This window comes from Vibrio sp. JPW-9-11-11 (genome assembly GCF_013369335.1).
Taxonomy (GTDB): domain Bacteria; phylum Pseudomonadota; class Gammaproteobacteria; order Enterobacterales; family Vibrionaceae; genus Vibrio.
The window spans coordinates 1-20,177 of the sequence record NZ_SZQJ01000007.1 but is presented as its reverse complement, the minus strand read 5'-3'; the positions used below and the strand labels follow the sequence as shown (position 1 = coordinate 20,177).

The following is a 20,177-nucleotide window of genomic DNA, read 5'->3' as shown; positions in this document are numbered from 1 at the left end:
GGATGTTGAGGAACTGGATTGCAGTGATAGCCCTGTTGTGGAGTGCGCTTGCTTTCAGCGCAGATGGTTCCTCCATGTCTTTACTCGACAACCGTTTTCGTGTTGACCCTTCGATTAAACAGATCACCTTTGTGATTTACCGCGCGAAGAGTTCGCAGCCGGTGGTATTGGTGCGCCCCGATGGCAAAAAGTACTACGCGTGGCGCAGCCCAGACAATGTTCGTTGGTATCAAGAGTCGTCAATGGACATTATTTCCATTGATAATCCGATGCCAGGACCTTGGCAGGCAATTGGCAAGGTAACGCCAAAGAACAAGATCAAACTGATTTCACATCTGGAACTATCCACCGATATCTTACCTAACCGTCTGTACCAAGGTGAATCCCTCAAGTTTAATGCTCGTTTGACCTCTGACGGTGAGCCACTAGTGCTGAGAGACTTTCTCGATAGAGTGAAACTGAAAGTCACCTTTACCAAGTTTATTGAGAATGAAGACACCTTAGTCAAAGAGGCTCGACCGATTCCTGAAGTGATTGGGGAATTTGCCGATGATGGTCAAGCGCTAGACGAAGTCGCCGGTGATGGTATTTTTACCGTTGGATTACCCATCTCTAGTGAGCCGGGTAAGTACCGAGTGCGGATTACTTCAGGTAATGGGGTGTTCCTGCGAGCCCAAGAGCAAGAAGTGTTGGTCTACCCGTCGCCGATTCAGTCGACGTTTATTCAGTCTCGTGAAGAAGGCTTGAGTAACAAACTGGTTTTTTCTGGCGAGCAAGGCATGATTAAACCTGGCTCTATTGCTGGGCATGTGGAACATATTAGCCCTGATGATGAAGTGGTTACAGTACAAGGCTCAGCCGCCGAAGAGAGTAACAAGCTCGAGCTCGAAATTCCTTACAGTGAAGATATCGGTCTCTACTCTTGGACTGGAAGGGTATTTGCTACCGAGATGGGGTCCGAGCGACCACTGACTTTTCCGCTTACTGAGCATACTTACAGCGTGGTTAAAGAAGTCGACATTGCAGAAACTCGCCGTCTCCAAGAAGAAGAGCGCCTCAAGCAGCAAAAAATGATGGAAGAGATGCAACGGATCAAGATGCGCGAGGAGAAACGCACACGTACCATTATTATTATCGCAGTCGGTAACATTATTGCCTTGTTGCTTGGTTTAGTCGTCTGGTTTGTGCGCAGCAAGCTCAAAGCAAGCAAACAAGCGATTCCAGAAATGCAGTTAGAGATGCCAAAGAAATAAGTCGCGGACTTATTTGCAGTTATCGCGACGCGTGAGTGTACAAACCGAGTGGTCAAAGCACTGCATCCATCAAGCATCCGAAGTGGCGCGAGATAGCTCAGTAGTCTGTTAACGGATAAAAATAAAAGGGCTGCCAATCGGCAGCCCTTTTTCATTGTTGTTGTACAGGTTAAGCGACTTCTTCCATCTTAGGAGAGGGCGCGGGTAGCGGCTTTGCGGCCAGTTCCTCTGGGCTAAAGTCATCAACATTAATCACGTATAAGCGTTGTTGCTCTGCTTGTTTGAGCAGTTCAGCTTGCTCTTTATCCAAAATGCCTTTTTCCAAACCTAGCTCTGCGACGTCGTCTAAGCGCAGGAATGGACGGCGTTGCCCGGTTTCTTTGCATACTTTATCGAATAGGGGCTCGGCAGAGAGGATAACCCCTAATGCGTGCTCAATTTTACCCGCAGGGTTGAACTCACTGGCGGTTAAGTATTGATTGCGACCGATGCGAGAACGCGTTTCGCTTGGTGTTTGCAAAATTTGTGCAACTTGACTGTCCAGTTTGTCGTTTGGCGCTTTACGCACACGGCCAAACGGTAAGATCATCACGCGCAGGGCTTTTGCCAACCACTTGTTCGGGAAGTTGGCTAGAAACTCATCAATGGCCAGTTCAGTTTGCTTTAAGCTGTCTTGCAGTCCCCAATGAACCAGCGCTAAGTCAGCTTGTTGGCGTCCCTCGCTCTCGAAGCGTTTTAAGGTGGCCGAACTCAAGTAAAGCTGGCTCAAAATATCCCCTAAGCGCGCCGACAAACGCTCTTTACGTTTCAATGAGCCACCAAGCACGGCCATGGAAATGTCGGACAAGAAGGCGATATTGGCACTGTAGCGATTAAGTTGTTGGTAGTAGCGCTTGGTCGTATCGCTAGTTGGTGCGCTAGATAAACGACCATCCGTTAGACCGAGCCAGAAGCTGCGTACTAGGTTACTTAGCGTAAAGCTGACGTGGCCAGCGAGCGCTGCGTCAAACTTATCTAGCGCGTCGGCACTGTCAGAATACGCGGCATTCATCTCTTCGAGTACATAAGGATGGCAACGAATCGCGCCTTGCCCAAAGATAATCATTGAACGCGTCAGAATGTTAGCCCCCTCTACGGTAACGGCAATGGGTGCCCCCTGATAGCCACGCGCCAAGAAGTTAGATGGACCCATACAGATACCTTTGCCGCCCACAATATCCATCGCGTCGATGATGCTTTGTTGGCCGCGGTGAGTACAGTGGTACTTAACGATAGCAGAGATCACCGATGGCTTTTCGCCTAAATCGATACCGGCAACGGTAAGGGCACTGGCTGCATCCATCACGTAGGCGTTACCGCCCAAGCGTGCCAATGGTTCTTCAACCCCTTCCATGTGGCCGATAGGCTGCTTGAACTGACGACGGATACGTGCATAGGCACCGGTTGCCAACGCCGCGGTTTTGATGCCACCAGTCGAGTTTGAAGGCAGGGTAATACCACGGCCCACTGATAGACACTCAACCAACATACGCCAGCCTTGGCCTGCCATTTTCGGACCACCGATAATGAAATCCAGCGGCACAAATAGGTCGTTGGCACGTGTTGGACCATTTTGGAACGGGACGTTGAGAGGGAAGTGGCGATTACCAATCTCGACGCCTTCTAGGTCGGTTGGGATCAACGCACAAGTAATGCCAAGATCGGGTGTATCACCCAGTAGTCCCTCAGGGTCACGCAATTTAAACGCCAGGCCGAGTACGGTGGCTACAGGAGCAAGGGTAATGTAGCGCTTGTTCCAAGTCAGGCGCATGCCGAGGACTTCTTTCCCTTGCCATTCGCCTTTACAAACCACGCCAAAATCAGGGATTGAGCCAGCATCTGATCCGGCTTCAGGGCTAGTCAGAGCAAAACATGGAATCTCTTTACCTTCAGCAAGGCGAGGTAGGTAGTAGTCTTTTTGTTCGCTGGTGCCGTAATGCTGCAACAATTCACCTGGGCCGAGTGAGTTTGGTACGCCCACCGTCGATGACAGTACGCCAGAGACACCGGTCAGTTTTTGCAATACTAAAGACTGGGCGTAAGCCGAAAACTCTAAGCCGCCATACTTCTTCTTGATGATCATGGCGAAGAATTTATTGTCTTTTAGGTACTGCCAAACGTGTGGGGGTAAGTCTGCTAATTCGTGGGTGACTTGGTAGTCGTTAACCATCGCACACACTTCGTTGACTGGTCCGTCAAGAAAGGCTTGTTCCTCGGCGCTCAATTGCGGATCTTTAATTTGGTGCAGTTTGTTCCAGTCGGGCTTCCCTTTAAACAGTTCCGCTTCCCACCACACGGTACCCGCATCCAACGCTTCTTTTTCCGTTTGTGACATGGCCGGGAGCACTTTCTTAAATAGCGCCAGTGCTTTTTTGCTGATCAATGACTGGCGTAAAGAAGGGACGGTAAGTACTGCTGTCGCTGCGACAAATAGCAACCAACTGACAGAGCCAGCGCTACCAAAGATAGACAGTAGTACCATAGTGGCCGTGAGTGCGGCGATTGAAATGAAAAGTGAGCTGCGGTGATACAAACAGGCAGCGACGACGACGGTAAAGCCGAGTATAGAGAGCAAGATGTCCATAGTTGTTTTCCTTTTACGACGATTATTGGTTTGTTATACGTCGATATCTAGTAAGAGGTCTAACCAGTTAAGTGTAATCAAAGTATTAATGAAATGTAAAATGGTCAATTGTTCAAAAAGTGATCTAGATAGAGTGATGAGTCCAAAAATGCCAAGTGGTGCCCGATTTATGAGCGAAGAGAGGTGACAAAAGCGTATTTGTTCTCAACAGGCTATCGACAGTACCGAATGTTTGGGTAAACTCTGTAAATAACGCTTTCTGTATGGATAGCACCACCCTATTACAACGATTAGAGACAAGCCTATGTACCAGGATTTAATTAAAAGTGAATTGACGGAAGCGGCCGACGTACTCAATAAGTTTTTGAGTGATGAGCACAATATCGCTCAGATTGAAGCCGCCGCAAAAATGATTGCTGATTCCTTTAAACAGGGCGGGAAAGTACTCTCGTGTGGCAATGGCGGTTCCCATTGTGATGCGATGCATTTTGCCGAGGAATTGACTGGGCGTTACCGTGAAAATCGCCCTGGCCTACCTGGTATTGCTATCTCAGATCCAAGCCATCTTTCATGTGTCAGTAACGACTTTGGTTATGAGTTTGTTTTTTCTCGCTACGTTGAAGCTGTGGGTTCAAAAGGCGATGTGCTGTTTGGTTTGTCGACGTCTGGCAATTCAGGCAACATTTTAAAAGCCATCGAGGCAGCGCAAGCGAAAGGGATGAAAACCATCGCGCTGACCGGTAAAGATGGAGGCAAAATGGCTGGCCTCGCCGATATCGAAATTCGTGTTCCTCACTTTGGCTATGCCGACCGTATCCAAGAGATCCACATCAAGATCATCCATATCGTGATTCAGTTGATCGAAAAAGAGATGGAAGCGTAACGACTCGCTCATTTGAAGGAGTGTCGGCAGCGGTGCCGATACTCAGGTTTGCTAAGGAGAACCGTAAACCATGTGTGAATTGCTCGGAATGAGCGCCAATGTACCCACTGATATCTGTTTTAGTTTCACCGGACTGATGCAGCGCGGGGGGAAAACTGGCCCGCACCGCGATGGCTGGGGGATCACTTTCTATGAAGGTAAAGGATTTCGTAACTTTAAAGACCCAAATCCAAGCTGTCGTTCAAAAATTGCCGAATTAGTTCAAAACTACCCGATCAAAAGTTGCGCAGTGGTCAGCCATATTCGCCAAGCTAACCGTGGTGGAGTGAATCTAGAAAACACGCACCCCTTTACACGTGAGTTATGGGGTCGCTATTGGACGTTTGCTCACAATGGCCAGTTGAGTGATTATCAAGACCTCAATACCGGGCGGCATCGGCCTGTTGGCCAAACCGACAGCGAACTGGCGTTCTGTTGGTTGCTAAAGCAGATGGAAGATCGTTACCCAGAGCCGCCACAAGATATGATTGGCGTGTTTCGTTTTGTGGCTCAGTGTTGTGACATCTTGAAGCAGAAAGGGGTGTTCAATATGCTTCTCTCTGACGGTGAGTATGTGATGACATTTTGCACCAACCACTTATATTGGATCACGCGTCGAGCTCCTTTTGGCAAGGCTTCGCTGATTGATGAAGATGTGGAAATTAACTTTCAAGAAGAGACCACGCCGAATGATATTGTCTCAGTGATCGCCACTCAACCGCTTACCGACAATGAGCAGTGGCATCGTATGAAACCGGGTGAATTCGGCATTTTGCATTTTGGCGAGATTGTTGATGGCAACGCCGACGAGTTAACGGATGTGCCATTTGCTCCGAAGAAGGTTGCCAGCCAAGCGCCGACGGAGCCGTTGGAATAGTTCAATTAACGCCTGCTGCTCTGTTGCAATAAAAAAGGCCGATGTTTTCCATCGGCCTTTTATCATTTTGAGCGTTAGCTTAAGCGAGTTGCGCTTTGACGTGCTCCACGATGTCTGCCATTGCAACGGCAGTTTTCTCACCGGTACGGCGGTTTTTGTACTCGAAGTTGCCTTCTTTCATACTGCGGTCACCGATGATAATCGTGTGTGGTACACCGATCAGTTCCATATCAGAGAACATAACACCAGGGCGCTCTTTGCGGTCATCGAACAGAACATCAATGCCCATCGCGCTCAATTCAGCGTAAAGCTTTTCAGCCGCTTGCTGCACTTCTTCTGATTTGTGCATGTTCATTGGCACGATCGCTACTTGGAACGGCGCCAATGCATCTGGCCAGATGATGCCGTACTTGTCGTGGTTTTGCTCAATTGCCGCCGCCACCACGCGAGTAATACCAATTCCGTAACAGCCCATTTCGAGAATGGCGTTTTTACCGTCAGGGCCGAGTACACCACAGTTCATCGCAGCCGAGTAGGTGTTACCTAACTGGAAGATATGACCGACTTCAATCCCGCGCTTTAGCTGGATAGTGCCTTGGCCGCATGGGCTAGGATCGCCTTCTACGACGTTACGTAGATCTTCAACTTGACCCAGCTCGACGTCGCGGCCCCAGTTAATACCGAAGTAGTGCTTATCATCGATATTGGCGCCCGCACCAAAGTCACTCATTACCGCGACAGAGCGATCAACGATGAACGGCAGTTTTAGACCTACCGGGCCTAGTGAGCCTGGGCCTGCGCCAATAAGCGCGCGGATTTCTTCTTCAGAGGCCATTTCTAGAGGAGCCGCTACTTGAGGAAGATTCTCTGCCTTGACTTCGTTCAACTCGTGATCGCCACGGATGATAAGCGCGATGATCTCTGCTTCAACATCATCAGATGCTTTAACGAATAGAGTCTTAACCGTCTTCTCGATTGGCAACTCAAACTGTTCAACCAGCTCGGCGATAGTTTTCGCGTTTGGCGTATCAACCAAAGTCATGGTTTGAGTCGGTGCTGGCGCGGCATCAGCAGGGGCTAGGGCTTCTGCTTTTTCGATGTTGGCCGCGTAGTCTGATTCAGTCGAGAAGGCGATCAGGTCTTCACCGCTTTCGGCTAGAACGTGGAACTCTTGTGAGCCGCTGCCACCGATAGCACCGCTATCTGCAAGCACAGGGCGGTAATCTAAGCCCATACGGTCAAAGGCCCTGCAGTAAGCGTCGTGCATGGCATCGTAAGACTTTTGCAACCCTTCTTTGTCGATATCGAAGCTGTAAGCGTCCATCATCGAAAACTCACGTGAACGCATAACGCCGAAACGTGGGCGACGTTCATCACGGAATTTAGTTTGGATTTGGTACAGGTTGAGCGGTAGTTGCTTGTATGAGCTTACCTCGTTACGTACCAAGCTAGTGATCACTTCTTCCGCTGTAGGGCTAAGTACAAACGGACGCACGTGGCGGTCAGTAAAGCGAAGTAGCTCAGGACCCATCTTCTCGCTGCGACCTGTCTCTTCCCATAGTTCAAACGGCTGAACAACGGGCATCAAGGTTTCGACTGCACCGGCATTATCGATTTCTTGACGAACGATGTTTTCGACTTTACGCAACACACGCAGACCGGTAGGTAGCCAGGTATAAAGACCTGAAGCCAGCTTACGGATCATACCTGCACGTAGCATGAGCTGGTGGCTCACTACTTCTGCGTCGTTTGGAGTCTCCTTCAGAGTAGAAAGAAGATAGTTACTGGTACGCATTCTATGGTATCCGTTTTCAATGTTTGACAGACATCCCTTAGACGTTAAGGGAATAAAGTTAAGCCGCTTATAATATCAGCCATTTGGCTTTGTCAAAAGCGTTCAATCGCAGTAACCGTCACTAAGTTACTGCTAACGGTAAATTTCACATTCAAATCGAACAAGTTCACCGCGTATTCTTTGTTATCGGGTTTGGATTTTTTGTAGGCAGGTCGAGGATCTTGCGCTAACACTTGCTCAATGACTTGAGTTTCTATTTCTCGCTGAGGTCGGGCGCTGAGTACGTCGAGCGCTTGAGTGGAGAAGCTCACTGGCAGTGTCTCTGGCTCGTGCTCAGCATAGCCACCGCAGGCATCGCTGATGCTGTCACTGTATGGAATATAAGGCTTGATATCGATAATTGGGGTGCCATCAACCAAATCGACATTGCCTAAGTCTAGGTATATTTGGTCGCCTTGTTGACTCGTCGCAGTCAGTTTAACTGCAGACATACCGATGCCATTGGGGCGAAACGTTGAGCGTGAGGCAAAGACGCCGACGCGCTCATTGCCTCCCAGTCGAGGAGGTCGCACGGTGGGTTTCCAACCTGCCGCTAAGTTTTGGTCAAACATAAACAGTAGCCAAATATGGCTAAATTGTTCGATCCCTCGAATGGACTCAGGGCTGTTAGCGTGTCCCACGAGTCGTACTCTTGCCGTTGCGGTGGGAACTAATTTTGGCTGCCTAGGGACAGCAAATTTCTCTTTATATGGGCTTTCAATAAAACCGATCGGCTCTACGGAATACATAGGATGGCTCTCAAATGCTGGATGGCATAAAAGTATCATAAAAAAGATAGTAAAACTTTATGAGATTGATTATCATTTATTATGTTATAACATAACAATTTAAATGGAGTCACTATGCAACCCAATATCCATCCACAGTACCGGACGGTCGTTTTTCATGACACCAGTGTTGATGAGTACTTTTTGATTGGTTCGACATTGCAAACCGAGCGCACAATAGAGTGGCAGGATGGCAAAACCTATCCCTACTTTACGATCGAGGTTTCGTCTCTGTCACACCCTTTCTATACCGGAAAACAGCGCGTAATACATAAAGAAGGGCGTGTTGCTAACTTTAAGCGTCGGTTCGGCCATTTCGCACAGGGAGAACAATAAATGAAAGTTGTAAAGTCGCTCAAAAGTGCGAAAAGCCGTCACCCCGATTGTCAAATCGTCAAAAGAAAAGGCCGTCTATATGTAATTTGTAAAACCAACCCAAGGTTTAAAGCGGTACAGAAATAACCCACAACTCATGTAAGTAGGTTGTTACCGTTACCAGCGATCTGATCTAATTGACCTCACGTCTTTATCATCGGCGCTCACTCTCTTTTTGAGCGTCTTTTCGTTTGAGCGATTTAATCGTAGTTCAATTAATCAATGAGTTATCGAACAAGAGGTAAACAGTATGAATGGTTTTATACGAACGATAATTCTACTTAATGATTTTCTGGTAGTGTTATTTGCTAAATAATTGTGCAAATAGCGTTAAAAAATATGATCTATTACACATTTGGTAACATTTTGCATTTCTAATTGAGTGTTTTGTCGAGTAATCTCTCGCCGGCATTTGGAACATTTTTGTCACATTTGCCCAGGAATAACTACAAGGAGGGAACAGATGAGTTCATCTGCTTCGATTAAACGTAATAACCCTAAGAAACCATTATTTACGCGTTTCTTAGATTCAGTTGAATATTTGGGGAACCTGTTACCCCACCCAATCACTCTATTTGCCATCTTCTGTCTTGCCATCTTAGTCTTGTCAGGCATTGCGGGCTATTTCGAAGTATCGGTAATGGATCCTCGCCCTGAAGGAGCCAAAGGCCGTGCAGCAGACGGCATGATTCACGTTGTCAGCTTACTCAACGCAGACGGTTTAGAGCTAATTGTCACCAATCTTGTTAAAAACTTTGTTGGCTTTGCACCGTTAGGTACCGTTTTAGTGGCCATGCTAGGTGTGGCGATTGCCGAATACTCAGGCTTACTGTCTGCGGCCATGCGCGGCATGGTAATGGGCGCATCTAAGCGTATGGTGACGGTGACGGTTGTGTTTGCTGGCATCATATCCAACACGGCGTCAGAGCTGGGTTACGTGGTATTGATTCCATTGGCTGCCATGCTATTTCACTCGCTGGGTCGTCACCCACTGGCAGGTTTGGCTGCAGCGTTTGCTGGTGTGTCTGGTGGTTACTCTGCCAACCTATTGATTGGTACGGTTGACCCGTTGCTGTCGGGCATTACCGAGACGGCAGCACAGATGATCGATCCAACTTATACCGTTGGCCCTGAAGTTAACTGGTACTTCATGTTTGTATCGACCTTCTTCATTGCGATTACAGGTGCTTTCGTAACCGAGAAAATCGTTGAGCCAAAATTAGGCCAATACAACGACGAAGACGCATCAGAAGATCTATCGCAAGATAAGATGGGTAAACTCGCCGCCATTGAGAAAAAAGGCCTTAAGCTTGCAGGCCTTGCGGTACTGTTGGTGTCGGCGCTACTGGCGTGGACGATTGTTCCAGCCGACGGCATTCTACGCTCGGATGCAGGTACGGTTGCAGGTTCGCCGTTTTTGAAGAGTATCGTTGCGTTTATTTTTGTTTTCTTTGCGATTCCAGGCTTTGTCTACGGCAAGGTGGTTGGCACAATGAAGACAGATCGCGACGTGATTGATGCGATGGCTAAGTCAATGTCCTCGATGGGCATGTACATCGTATTGGTGTTCTTTGCCGCTCAGTTTGTTGCTTTCTTTAAGTGGACTAACTTTGGTCAAGTATTTGCCGTCGCGGGTGCGAGCTTCCTACAAGAAATTGGTCTAACTGGTCCAATGCTGTTCTTCGCCTTTATCCTAATGTGTGGTTTCATCAACCTTATGATTGGTTCTGCATCTGCACAGTGGGCGGTTACTGCGCCTATCTTTGTTCCAATGCTTATGCTGGTTGGCTACGCTCCGGAAACGATTCAGGCGGCCTACCGTATCGGTGACTCAACCACCAACATCATTACCCCTATGATGAGCTACTTCGGTCTTATCCTAGCGGTAGCGACACGTTACATGAAGAATCTCGGTATCGGCACGCTGATCGCAACCATGCTCCCTTACTCTATCTGCTTTATTGTCGGTTGGAGTTTGCTGTTCTATCTCTGGGTCTTCGTGTTTGGACTACCAGTAGGACCGGGCGCTGCAACCTATTACACGCCATAAGGTGTGACTTCATTATGATTCAAGCCGGAGCAACCACTCCGGCTTTTTTGTGCCTCTTAGAAGCGGGGGGGGAGTTTGACAAGCGTTAGTGGTCGACTTTAATTAAATGAGTATGCTGGTGTGAGGGTAAGCAATTGGGTGGCAACAAGCTGGCGTGGCGGAACATTCGGCAGGGAGCACAGATGACGCGAGCGTTACTGCTATGCCTATCACTCTGTTTAGCGGGGCCAGCTTCACTCGCCCAGACCTCTCTCCAGCTCGTGACGCTTGACTATCCTCCATACATTGAGACGCGTCAGGGAGAGGTGTCTGGGGTGGCGGTTAAACTGGTGGAAACCGTGTTTGCTGAACTTAACCAATCTATCACTATTGAAGTTCTGCCCTGGGCGAGAGCGTTAAACTTAATAGAGTATGGTCGGGCGGATGCGATTTTCACCGCGTTCAAAAACCCGACTCGAGAACGCTTTGCCGATTTCAGTCACCAGGTGTTGTTCACGCAAAACATCAGTTTAGTGGTTCGATCGTCTTCTTCTTTGTCTAGCCAAAACTTTTTTACACAAGACCTTTCTTCGTTGGCGCTGTGTGTCGTGAACCGCGTGAGCTATGGTGAGCAGTTTGACCAATTGCTTGTCGAACATCGATTTCGTGAAGTATTTCAACGTGATGGCGCTGATGAGTGTGCTCATTTGGTGAGGGCGGGACGGGCGGATGTGTGGGTAAACAACCATTTTGGTGCGCGCAGTATTCTAGTGACCGAGAATCTAGAGCAAGCGCTAACGATCCTCTCTCCTGCGCTGGAGGCAACACCGAGTTATATCGCTTTTTCCAAACGACGTGGGCACCAAACGCTGCGAGCACGTTTTGATACGGTGTTGGCGCAGATGAAGCGAGACGGTCGATATGAGGCGTTAATCGATGAGTATTTTGCACAGTTACGCCAAGAAAAAAATCGACTATAACAAAAAAGGCTGACACGCTGTGTCAGCCTTTTGCATCGCGTTAGTCAATGAAACGCCAATTACCAGCCTTTTACTACGCCGCCTTGGAAAATATCAGAAGCAGCACTGTAAACGTCTTCAGTTTGGTAAGCCTTGACAAAGTTTTGCACGTTTTCAGCTTGAACATTGTCTTCTCGAGCCACGATGAGGTTGACGTATGGAGACTCTTTATCTTCAACAAACACGCCGTCTTTCTGCGGAGTTAGGTTGATTGAGCTCGCGTAAGTCGTGTTGATAACAGAAAGCGCGACATCGTCCAGCGAACGTGGTAGCTGAGCTGCGTCAAGTTCAACGATGGTGATGTTTTTAGGGTTCTCGACAATATCGCGTACCGTCGCGAGTAGGCCAACATTTTCACGTAGCTTTAGTAAGCCTTGTTGCTCAAGTAGTAGTAGAGAGCGACCTAGGTTAGTTGGGTCGTTAGGTACTGCAATGCGTGCTCCGTCTTGGATTTCATCGACAGATTTAACTTGCTTAGAGTAACCTGCGATAGGGTACACAAAGGTATTGCCAGCAATCGTCAGTTTGTAACCGCGGTCAGCGATTTGTTGGTCCAAGTATGGTTTGTGTTGGAACGCGTTAATGTCGATAGAACCATCGTCAAGCGCTGCGTTTGGCGTAACATAATCAGTGAATGTCACTAGCTCAACTTCTAGACCGTAGGTTTCTTTTGCAACTTTTGCTGCAACTTCTGCAACTTGCGCTTCAGCGCCAGCCATAACGCCTACTTTGATTTTGCTGGTATCTGCGGCTTGGTCACCACAACCTGACAGTACTAATGCAGATGCAGCGGCTGCGATCGCAACAAGACCTTTAAGACTGAATTTCATCACTATCTCCTTATGAATAAATCTGTGAATTTAATATAAATTGTTGTTTATCTATGGTCGACACGACGAACGATCGCATCCCCGATTGATTGAATGATTTGCACTAGCACAATCAGCATTACGACCGTGACTGCCATGATGACGACGTCGTAGCGGTGGAAGCCATAACGAATCGCGACATCACCTAAGCCGCCACCTCCGACAGTGCCTGCCATCGCTGAATAGCTGACTAAAGTCACTAGGGTAATGGTGACGGAATTGACGATGGTTGGCATCGCTTCTGGCAGTAGCACTTTGGCGATGATTTGCATCGGCGTCGCCCCCATGGATTGAGCGGCTTCTACCAAGCCCGTCGGGACTTCGAGCAAAGCTCCTTCAATCAATCGAGCGACAAACGGGATCGCGCCAATCGTCAATGGCACAATTGCTGCTGTGGTACCGATAAAGGTGCCCACTAATAGCTTGGTCACTGGGATGATGGCCACCATTAACACCAGAAACGGCACTGAACGGCCAATATTAACAATGGCCCCCAGCACACTGTTTAAACGGGTGTTTTCTAGTAAACCGCCTTTCTTACTGGTGTGTAGAATAACCCCAAGCGGGATACCGACTGCGAAACCAACGATCCCCGCGACCGCGACCATGTACAGCGTTTCCCACGTTGCACCAATCAGCAATTTGCTGTTAAGGCTTAACCACTGTGAAATTTCATTAAAGGACATAACCCAGTACCTCTACTTTTACGTTGTGGTCACGCAGGAACTCAATGGCTGCGTTGTCATCTTGTTCGTTACCAAATAGCTCAGCGACCATCATGCCGAATTTGACACCGCCAGCGTAGTCGAGATCTGAACTCAAAATGGACACGTCAATGTTATATTTACGTGCGATTTGAGTCATAAGTGGTGCATCAACCGTTGCGCCTGTGAACTCAAGCCGAACTAATGGGTAGCTGCCCTCTACGCGGGTCGTTTGCAAACGCGCTTGATAATCTTCGGGAATCGATAGATCTAAGGTTGAGCGAATAAACTCATGAGCTAAATCCGTTTTCGGGTGGGCAAATATCTCACCCACTGTGCCTTTTTCAACCAGTTCGCCATCCCCAATGATCGCGACTTGATGACAAATGCTTTTCACTACGTCCATCTCGTGAGTAATTAATAACATAGTGATATTGAGCTTGCGGTTGATCTCTTTCAACAGTTCTAAAATGGATTGCGTGGTCGCTGGGTCTAATGCGCTGGTTGCTTCATCACACAACAGCACTTTCGGATCGGATGCCAGTGCCCGAGCAATCGCAACGCGTTGCTTTTGGCCGCCACTTAGGTTGGCGGGGTAGCTTTCATGTTTGTCAGCCAGGCCAACTAGCTTAAGTAGTTCTGTCACTTTGGCCGTGATATGCGCTTGGTCTTTACCCGCCAGTTCAAGTGGCAGTGCGACGTTGCCGAATACAGTGCGTGACGAGAGCAGGTTGAAGTGTTGAAAGATCATGCCAATGTTTCGGCGCGCTTCACTCAACTGTGATTTGCTTAGTTGAGTCAGATCGACACCGTCGACCACAATTGAGCCACTGGTTGGTGCTTCGAGCATGTTTACACAGCGAATTAGAGTACTTTTCCCTGCTCCTGATGAGCCAATAACACCAAAAATGGTTCCCTGAGGAATGGTCAGGTTGATCGCTTTCAAGGCATGTATTTCCTTATTGCCTTGAGAGAAAACCTTATTTACTTGATTAATTTCAATCATTGAGAAACCCGTTATCAGTTTGGATGAGCAGCAGATGATTATGTTGAGCTACATCTCATTTAGTAGAGGATGCTATGGGTTTGTCCTTTTAGTGTCAATAGATATTTTTACGTCTAGACGTCTAAACGTATTTTTGCCCTAAAACGAATAGGAATGAGTTAGTCATGAATGACATATACCCATTAGCGTGATGCTATCAAGATGGCATCTTGAAGTGACTAAGGTATAATCTGACTATTAAAGCTAGTGAAATGAGATACATATTTTGGCCAAACCCGCAGTCTTTTTAGACCGTGACGGCGTGATTAATGTCGACCACGGTTACGTCCATGATGAGCATGACTTTGAGTTTATCGATGGGGTATTTGAAGCCGCTAAACAGTTGAAACAAATGGGTTATCAACTTGTTCTTGTGACCAACCAATCCGGCATCGCCCGAGGTAAGTTCAGTGAAGATCGTTTTTTGTCACTCACGCAATGGATGGATTGGAACTTTGTCGATAATGGTGTCGAGTTCGATGGGATTTATTACTGTCCTCATCACCCAGAGCATGGCGTGGGCAAGTACAAACAAGATTGCGACTGCCGCAAACCCAAGCCAGGAATGTTTATCTCAGCGCGTGACTTTTTGAACATTGATATGGCGAACTCGGTCATGGTGGGCGATAAAGCCGAAGACCTAATGGCTGCCGAGGCGGCAGGGGTAGGGAGCAAAATATTGGTCCGTACCGGCAAGCCAGTGACTGAGAAAGGTCAGGCGTTGGCTACTGTGGTGCTAGATAGCATTAAAGAGGTGCCTGCTTTTCTAGCGAAATAGTTGACGAAAAAGCCGCGATGCGGCTTTTGTTTTGTCTGGAGGTGAAGATGGTACGTTTGATAAAGGCATTAACCTTAACCGGAATGTTGCTCGGCTGCGCCGATGATAGCGTGGTGAGAGAAAAGGTATTTCAAGGTGATTTTCTGCTCTATCAGTGCGAATCTCAACAAACTTTTCAAGTTGCTTTCATGCCCAATACACCCGCGGCGCTATTGCGAACTGAGCAAGGGGATTACCGTCTGATGCAAGTTCGTTCTGGTTCTGGGAGTAAATACATTCTCGATGATAAAACGACGGAAACGCCTAACCCCATTACCCTTTATACCAAAGGACAGCAAGCACGTCTCGAGGTTGGGCGGATGACATACAAAAATTGCCTTACGCAGTAATTACTTTACTATGGATAAAAACGACACCATATTTTGTCGCTATTTATAATAAAATCAGTGAGCTATGAGTAAGAAACTAACCATTCTTGATATTGCCCGTTTGTCCGGTGTCGGTAAGTCGACGGTCTCTCGCGTCTTAACTAACGACCCTAAGGTGAAGCCCGAAACGCGTGCGAAAGTTGAGCAGGTGATCCAAGAGTCGGGTTATGTGCCGTCTAAATCTGCTCAATCGATGCGGGGCGGCAGTCAAAAAGTGGTTGGGGTCATTATCTCACGTCTTGACTCTCCATCGGAAAACAAAGCCGTCGGCAGTATGCTCTCGACGTTATATGCGGCTGGCTATGATGTCGTGATCATGGAAAGTCAGTTTGACCGCGATAAGACTAACGAACACTTGGATGTGCTCAAAAAACGCAACGTTGATGGCGTCATCGTGTTTGGTTTTAGTGACTTTGACCTCTCTAAGCTCGCTAGTTGGAATAACCACAGTGTCGTGATTGCGATGGATACAGAGCAGGTCTCGTCGATCAACTACGACAATACCCAAGTTATCGTTAAAGCGTTGCAATACCTAGAGCAAAAGCAGCTTGCCCAAATCGCATTTATTGGCGTGGACCCTTGTGATAAAACGACCGGACAGGTACGTCTAGACGCTTATTTGAACTGGTGCCGAGAGAAAGGCATCGCGGCCAACTATCGCACTGGGCAACTGACCCATGAAAGCGCCTATTTGCTAGTGGACGACGTATTGACCGAACAGACAGAAGCGATTGCTTGCGCCAGTGATACGCTAGCGCTGGGCGTCATTAAGCGGTTGCAAGAGCTCAATCGTGAAGATGTTGTTGTTACGGGAGTTGGGGGAAATGAGCTGTTGTCATTTCTTTTCCCCAAGGTCTTTAGTATTGATCCTGGCTACGCTTTAGCCGGAGAAAAAGCAGCCAAGCTTTTGATATCTCAGATAAATGGCGAAATAGATAAGGTTCATCTCACTCAAGCCCCCATCTCAATTTAAGTCATTATTTTCAAACTGTTTTAAAATTATACTGTGATCTTATTCAATTAATGGGACTGTTCCCATTTTTATCTCTGGATAGATCTGACAATATAATAACCACAAATGGGAATGTTCCCATAAATAAAAACAAACCTGTCAGTGTGAACTGAACAAGAATGAGAATCCAATTAGGGTGGACGTGGATATGAGTAAGATTGCGAAACAACAAGTGGAGCGTCTGATTGAGTTAGTCGGTGGGCGTGACAATATCGCCAGCGTGAGTCACTGCCTAACACGGTTACGCTTTGTGTTAAATGAGACGGATAAAGCGGACGAGAAAGCGCTCGAAGCACTGGCAATGGTGAAAGGCTGTTTTACCAATGCGGGTCAATTTCAGGTGGTCATTGGCACTGAAGTCGATGAGGTCTATAAGGTATTGATTGAATTGGCAGGTAAGAGCGAGGCATCCAAAGACGAAGCCAAGCTAGCCGCGCGTCAAAACATGAACTTGCTTGAGCGTGGTATTTCCCATCTTGCTGAAATTTTTGTCCCACTGCTTCCTGCCATCATTACTGGTGGTCTTATTTTAGGTTTCCGCAATGTGATTGGCGATATCAAGATGTTTGATGGCCAATCACTGACTGAAATCAGTCAGTTTTGGGCAACCGTGCACAGCTTCTTATGGTTGATTGGTGAGGCGATCTTCTTCTTCCTACCTGTCGGCGTCTGTTGGTCAACGGTGAAAAAACTCGGTGGTACGCCGATTCTCGGTATTACTCTAGGGGTCACGTTGGTGTCACCACAGTTGATGAACGCATATTTGATCGGTAAACAAGCGCCTGAAGTGTGGGATTTCGGTCTGTTTGTGATTGAAAAGGTCGGCTATCAAGCTCAAGTGATCCCGGCGATGCTAGCAGGTATGGCACTCGCGTTTATTGAAACCAATCTGAAGCGTATCGTACCGTCGTATCTTTACTTAGTGGTGGTGCCTTTTGTCTCCATCATTGTGTCTGTTGTTCTCGCGCACTCTATTATCGGTCCATTCGGTCGTGTCTTGGGTGATGGCGTGGCGTTTGCCGCTAAAGCGGCGATGACGGGTGACTTTGCCGTTATCGGTTCGATGATTTTTGGTTTCCTCTACGCACCACTGGTGATCACGGGCATTCATCACACGACCAACGCGGTAGATCTGCAGTTGATGCAAGATCTAGGTGGCACGCCAATCTGGCCATTGATTGCTCTATCCAATATTGCTCAAGCATCCGCCGTTGTCGGCATCATCATTATTAGCAAAAAGCACGGTGAGCGTGATATCTCTGTGCCAGCGGCGATCTCTGCTTACCTAGGTGTCACAGAGCCCGCGATGTACGGTATTAACCTTAAATACAAGTTTCCGATGCTCAGCGCCATGATAGGTAGTGCTATTGCCGCAGCGATTTGTGGTAGTGCAGGTGTGATGGCCAATGGTATTGGTGTGGGTGGTCTGCCGGGTATTCTCTCTATCCAGCCACAATTCTGGGGCATTTATGCCATTGCAATGCTGGTGGCGATTGCCGTTCCTGCCGCGCTAACTTTGTTCTTCTACAAGCGCGCTCAGATGAAAGGTGAGTTAGAGCCCGTTAGCGCTTAACCATAACTAGCACTCTTTTGGAGCGGCGATTGCCGCTCCTTTTCTTCAGTCATTTTTCGGTAAGTGAGTTCAGTCATGACAGTTAGCACTCAGGATCCTAATTGGTGGAAAACCGCCTCGATTTATCAAATCTATCCTAAGAGTTTTTGTGACAGCGGCAGTAAAGGAACGGGCGATATTCAGGGGATCATTTCTAAACTGGATTACTTGAAACGTTTGGGGGTCGATGCCATCTGGTTAACGCCAGTTTATCAATCACCTATGGTAGACAATGGTTACGATATCTCCGATTACTACGCGATCAATCCAGATTTTGGCACCATGGCCGATTTTGACCAACTGCTTGCCGAGGCGCATCAGCGTGGTCTGCGGATCATCATGGACATTGTGGTGAATCATACCTCGACTGAGCACCATTGGTTCCAGTCGGCGTTGGGCGACAAAAATAGTCCCTACCGCGATTACTATATCTGGCGTGATCCTGTTGAAGGGGATGTGCCTAACAATTGGCAGTCTAAATTCGGTGGTAGTGCTTGGGAGCTTGACCAATCAACAGGGCAATACTTCTTGCACTTGTATGCCAAGCAGCAGGCCGATCTCAATTGGGAAAACCCCAATGTACGCGCTGAAGTGAAAGAAGTGATCAGCTATTGGGCGGAAAAGGGCGTGGATGGTTTTCGCTTAGATGTGATTAACCTTATCTCGAAACAGCAAGATTTTCCCAATGATGAATTAGGCGATGGTCGCTGCTTCTATACCGATGGTCCGCGTGTCCATGAGTACTTGCAGGAGATCAGCCAAGCCGTGTTTCAAAAATATGGCAGTGTGACTGTGGGGGAAATGTCGTCCACAACTTTAGAGCATTGTCAGCAATACTCATCACTGGATGGCAAAGAGTTATCGATGGTGTTTAACTTCCATCACTTAAAAGCTGACTATCCAAATGGCGAGAAGTGGACCAAAGCGCCGTTTGACTTTTTGCAACTTAAACAAATTTTCAATCACTGGCAAACCGGCCTTAACGGCAAAGGTTGGGGAGCGCTATTTTGGTGTAATCACGATCAACCGCGTGTGGTCAGTCGCTTGGGTAATGACACGCAGTACCGAGTTGAATCGGCCAAGATGTTGGCAGCCTCGATACATATGATGCAAGGCACTCCTTACATTTATCAAGGCGAAGAAATTGGCATGACTAACCCAGGTTACACGTCAATTGAGCAGTATCGCGATGTTGAAAGTACCAATATGTACGACATTATGGTCAATCAACAAGGTGTCGAGCAGGAGACGATGTTGGCGATTTTGGCCCAAAAATCCCGCGACAACTCACGTACGCCGATGCAGTGGAATGATAGTGAAAATGCCGGTTTTTCTATGGGCCAGCCATGGCTTGAAGTGGCGGCCAACTACCGCGAACTCAATGCTTTGCAAGCAGAGCAAGACCCCAATTCCGTGTTCTATTTTTATCAGCAGCTGATTGAACTGCGTAAAAAAATCGAAGTGATTACAACGGGCGATTACCTTGATCTCTATCCTGAACACAAGGCTGTGTTTGGTTATCAACGTCGATCACCAGCGCAAACGCTGATCTGTTTGAACAACTATTATGGCGAAGAAACCGAATGTGTGCTGCCAAGTGAGTTTGAGGTTAGCAAAGCTCGCTATGTCTTGGGTAACTATTCGTTCTTGCCAGAGACTGTCAGTGAGCATCAGGTTTTAAGACCGTACGAGACTCGTATCTTGTTCTTAGAAAACTAACCCCCCTTAAAGTGTTAGTTAACGTACGCCCCGCTAGTCGGGGCTTTTTTTATGCGTTGCAAGAAAAGAGAACACCAGATGATAGATACAAAAAAACCAGCTCGATGAGCTGGTTTTCTTATATGGTGGAGGGGGACGGATTCGAACCATCGAAGGCAGTGCCAGCAGATTTACAGTCTGATCCCTTTGGCCACTCGGGAACCCCTCCAGGGTGTTTTATCCTTGGCAATGTTTTCCCAACACATTGTTCAAGCGTTTCTCACAATTTATCCCTAGGATAATCACAAGAA

18 protein-coding genes and 1 tRNA gene are annotated in these 20,177 nt (G+C 47.7%); 12 read left to right on the top strand and 7 right to left on the bottom strand.

Annotated features, from left to right (window positions below):
* Positions 1–2: 2 nt before the first annotated feature.
* Positions 3–1,253 (top strand): TIGR03503 family protein, encoded by a 1,251-nt coding sequence (locus FCU94_RS10320; RefSeq protein WP_176288465.1) that lies wholly within the window; start codon positions 3–5, stop codon positions 1,251–1,253.
* Between the two features lie 169 nt (positions 1,254–1,422).
* Here FCU94_RS10320 and fadE read toward each other — a convergent pair whose 3' ends face one another.
* On the bottom strand, positions 1,423–3,876 hold the full coding sequence (gene fadE, locus FCU94_RS10315; RefSeq protein WP_176288464.1) for an acyl-CoA dehydrogenase FadE: 2,454 nt from the start codon (positions 3,874–3,876) through the stop codon (positions 1,423–1,425).
* Between the two features lie 304 nt (positions 3,877–4,180).
* On the opposite strand from fadE, the gene lpcA reads away from it, so the two are divergent.
* A complete protein-coding gene (lpcA, locus tag FCU94_RS10310) occupies positions 4,181–4,759 on the top strand; it encodes a D-sedoheptulose 7-phosphate isomerase (protein WP_176288463.1) in 579 nt (192 codons plus the stop codon).
* Between the two features lie 70 nt (positions 4,760–4,829).
* On the top strand, positions 4,830–5,675 hold the full coding sequence (locus tag FCU94_RS10305; protein WP_176288462.1) for a class II glutamine amidotransferase: 846 nt from the start codon (positions 4,830–4,832) through the stop codon (positions 5,673–5,675).
* A gap of 79 nt (positions 5,676–5,754) precedes the next feature.
* Here FCU94_RS10305 and FCU94_RS10300 read toward each other — a convergent pair whose 3' ends face one another.
* Positions 5,755–7,470: a proline--tRNA ligase gene (locus tag FCU94_RS10300; RefSeq protein ID WP_176288461.1), complete on the bottom strand. Its 1,716-nt coding sequence runs from the start codon at positions 7,468–7,470 to the stop codon at positions 5,755–5,757.
* 92 nt (positions 7,471–7,562) lie between these two features.
* Complete coding sequence (tsaA, locus tag FCU94_RS10295; protein WP_176288460.1) at positions 7,563–8,258, bottom strand: tRNA (N6-threonylcarbamoyladenosine(37)-N6)-methyltransferase TrmO; 696 nt, start codon at positions 8,256–8,258, stop codon at positions 7,563–7,565.
* A gap of 114 nt (positions 8,259–8,372) precedes the next feature.
* Between tsaA and FCU94_RS10290 the strand changes: the two genes are divergently transcribed.
* The 4 genes from FCU94_RS10290 (at position 8,373) to FCU94_RS10275 (ending at position 11,681) form a co-directional block, all read left to right on the top strand.
* Entirely contained in the window at positions 8,373–8,633 is a 261-nt protein-coding gene (locus FCU94_RS10290) for a type B 50S ribosomal protein L31 (RefSeq protein ID WP_176288459.1), read from the top strand.
* The gene (ykgO, locus tag FCU94_RS10285) at positions 8,634–8,759 is read left to right on the top strand and encodes a type B 50S ribosomal protein L36 (RefSeq protein ID WP_176288458.1); all 126 of its coding nucleotides are present in this window, start codon (positions 8,634–8,636) and stop codon (positions 8,757–8,759) included.
* Between the two features lie 376 nt (positions 8,760–9,135).
* Positions 9,136–10,722, top strand: coding sequence for an AbgT family transporter (locus FCU94_RS10280; RefSeq protein WP_176288457.1), 1,587 nt, complete (start codon positions 9,136–9,138; stop codon positions 10,720–10,722).
* A gap of 182 nt (positions 10,723–10,904) precedes the next feature.
* Entirely contained in the window at positions 10,905–11,681 is a 777-nt protein-coding gene (locus FCU94_RS10275; RefSeq protein WP_176288456.1) for a substrate-binding periplasmic protein, read from the top strand.
* 59 nt (positions 11,682–11,740) lie between these two features.
* Here the strand turns inward: FCU94_RS10275 and metQ are convergent, their stop codons facing one another.
* Genes metQ through metN form a run of 3 tightly spaced genes read right to left on the bottom strand, consistent with a single transcriptional unit; the run spans position 11,741 to position 14,299 of the window.
* Entirely contained in the window at positions 11,741–12,550 is an 810-nt protein-coding gene (metQ, locus tag FCU94_RS10270) for a methionine ABC transporter substrate-binding lipoprotein MetQ (protein ID WP_176288455.1), read from the bottom strand.
* 47 nt (positions 12,551–12,597) lie between these two features.
* Positions 12,598–13,275: a methionine ABC transporter permease gene (locus FCU94_RS10265; protein ID WP_176288454.1), complete on the bottom strand. Its 678-nt coding sequence runs from the start codon at positions 13,273–13,275 to the stop codon at positions 12,598–12,600.
* On the bottom strand, positions 13,265–14,299 hold the full coding sequence (gene metN / locus FCU94_RS10260) for a methionine ABC transporter ATP-binding protein MetN (RefSeq protein WP_176288453.1): 1,035 nt from the start codon (positions 14,297–14,299) through the stop codon (positions 13,265–13,267). Before metN ends, FCU94_RS10265 begins: the two co-directional genes overlap by 11 nt.
* Positions 14,300–14,564: 265 nt before the next feature.
* Between metN and gmhB the strand changes: the two genes are divergently transcribed.
* From gmhB to treC, 5 genes are all read left to right on the top strand, one after another.
* Positions 14,565–15,116, top strand: coding sequence for a D-glycero-beta-D-manno-heptose 1,7-bisphosphate 7-phosphatase (gmhB, locus tag FCU94_RS10255; protein WP_176288452.1), 552 nt, complete (start codon positions 14,565–14,567; stop codon positions 15,114–15,116).
* Between the two features lie 47 nt (positions 15,117–15,163).
* Positions 15,164–15,505: an MliC family protein gene (locus tag FCU94_RS10250; RefSeq protein WP_255199256.1), complete on the top strand. Its 342-nt coding sequence runs from the start codon at positions 15,164–15,166 to the stop codon at positions 15,503–15,505.
* A gap of 64 nt (positions 15,506–15,569) precedes the next feature.
* Positions 15,570–16,517, top strand: a complete 948-nt coding sequence (gene treR / locus FCU94_RS10245; protein ID WP_176288450.1) for a trehalose operon repressor TreR — start codon at positions 15,570–15,572, stop codon at positions 16,515–16,517.
* A gap of 187 nt (positions 16,518–16,704) precedes the next feature.
* On the top strand, positions 16,705–18,129 hold the full coding sequence (gene treB / locus FCU94_RS10240; protein WP_176288449.1) for a PTS trehalose transporter subunit IIBC: 1,425 nt from the start codon (positions 16,705–16,707) through the stop codon (positions 18,127–18,129).
* A 75-nt stretch (positions 18,130–18,204) separates the two neighbouring features.
* Positions 18,205–19,887: an alpha,alpha-phosphotrehalase gene (gene treC / locus FCU94_RS10235; RefSeq protein WP_176288448.1), complete on the top strand. Its 1,683-nt coding sequence runs from the start codon at positions 18,205–18,207 to the stop codon at positions 19,885–19,887.
* Positions 19,888–20,010: 123 nt separating this feature from the next.
* Here the strand turns inward: treC and FCU94_RS10230 are convergent.
* Positions 20,011–20,095: transfer RNA gene (locus tag FCU94_RS10230), tRNA-Tyr, on the bottom strand.
* Positions 20,096–20,177 lie beyond the last annotated feature (82 nt).

Excerpts from the sequence above, each read along its gene's own strand:
- FCU94_RS10320 (WP_176288465.1), top strand. The coding sequence starts at position 3 with ATGTTGAGGAACTGGATTGCAGTGATAGCCCTGTTGTGGAGTGCGCTT.
- fadE (WP_176288464.1), bottom strand. The coding sequence starts at position 3,876 with ATGGACATCTTGCTCTCTATACTCGGCTTTACCGTCGTCGTCGCTGCC.
- lpcA (WP_176288463.1), top strand. The coding sequence starts at position 4,181 with ATGTACCAGGATTTAATTAAAAGTGAATTGACGGAAGCGGCCGACGTA.
- FCU94_RS10305 (WP_176288462.1), top strand. The coding sequence starts at position 4,830 with ATGTGTGAATTGCTCGGAATGAGCGCCAATGTACCCACTGATATCTGT.
- FCU94_RS10300 (WP_176288461.1), bottom strand. The coding sequence starts at position 7,470 with ATGCGTACCAGTAACTATCTTCTTTCTACTCTGAAGGAGACTCCAAAC.
- tsaA (WP_176288460.1), bottom strand. The coding sequence starts at position 8,258 with ATGTATTCCGTAGAGCCGATCGGTTTTATTGAAAGCCCATATAAAGAG.
- FCU94_RS10290 (WP_176288459.1), top strand. The coding sequence starts at position 8,373 with ATGCAACCCAATATCCATCCACAGTACCGGACGGTCGTTTTTCATGAC.
- ykgO (WP_176288458.1), top strand. The coding sequence starts at position 8,634 with ATGAAAGTTGTAAAGTCGCTCAAAAGTGCGAAAAGCCGTCACCCCGAT.
- FCU94_RS10280 (WP_176288457.1), top strand. The coding sequence starts at position 9,136 with ATGAGTTCATCTGCTTCGATTAAACGTAATAACCCTAAGAAACCATTA.
- FCU94_RS10275 (WP_176288456.1), top strand. The coding sequence starts at position 10,905 with ATGACGCGAGCGTTACTGCTATGCCTATCACTCTGTTTAGCGGGGCCA.
- metQ (WP_176288455.1), bottom strand. The coding sequence starts at position 12,550 with ATGAAATTCAGTCTTAAAGGTCTTGTTGCGATCGCAGCCGCTGCATCT.
- FCU94_RS10265 (WP_176288454.1), bottom strand. The coding sequence starts at position 13,275 with ATGTCCTTTAATGAAATTTCACAGTGGTTAAGCCTTAACAGCAAATTG.
- metN (WP_176288453.1), bottom strand. The coding sequence starts at position 14,299 with ATGATTGAAATTAATCAAGTAAATAAGGTTTTCTCTCAAGGCAATAAG.
- FCU94_RS10250 (WP_255199256.1), top strand. The coding sequence starts at position 15,164 with ATGGTACGTTTGATAAAGGCATTAACCTTAACCGGAATGTTGCTCGGC.
- treR (WP_176288450.1), top strand. The coding sequence starts at position 15,570 with ATGAGTAAGAAACTAACCATTCTTGATATTGCCCGTTTGTCCGGTGTC.
- treB (WP_176288449.1), top strand. The coding sequence starts at position 16,705 with ATGAGTAAGATTGCGAAACAACAAGTGGAGCGTCTGATTGAGTTAGTC.
- treC (WP_176288448.1), top strand. The coding sequence starts at position 18,205 with ATGACAGTTAGCACTCAGGATCCTAATTGGTGGAAAACCGCCTCGATT.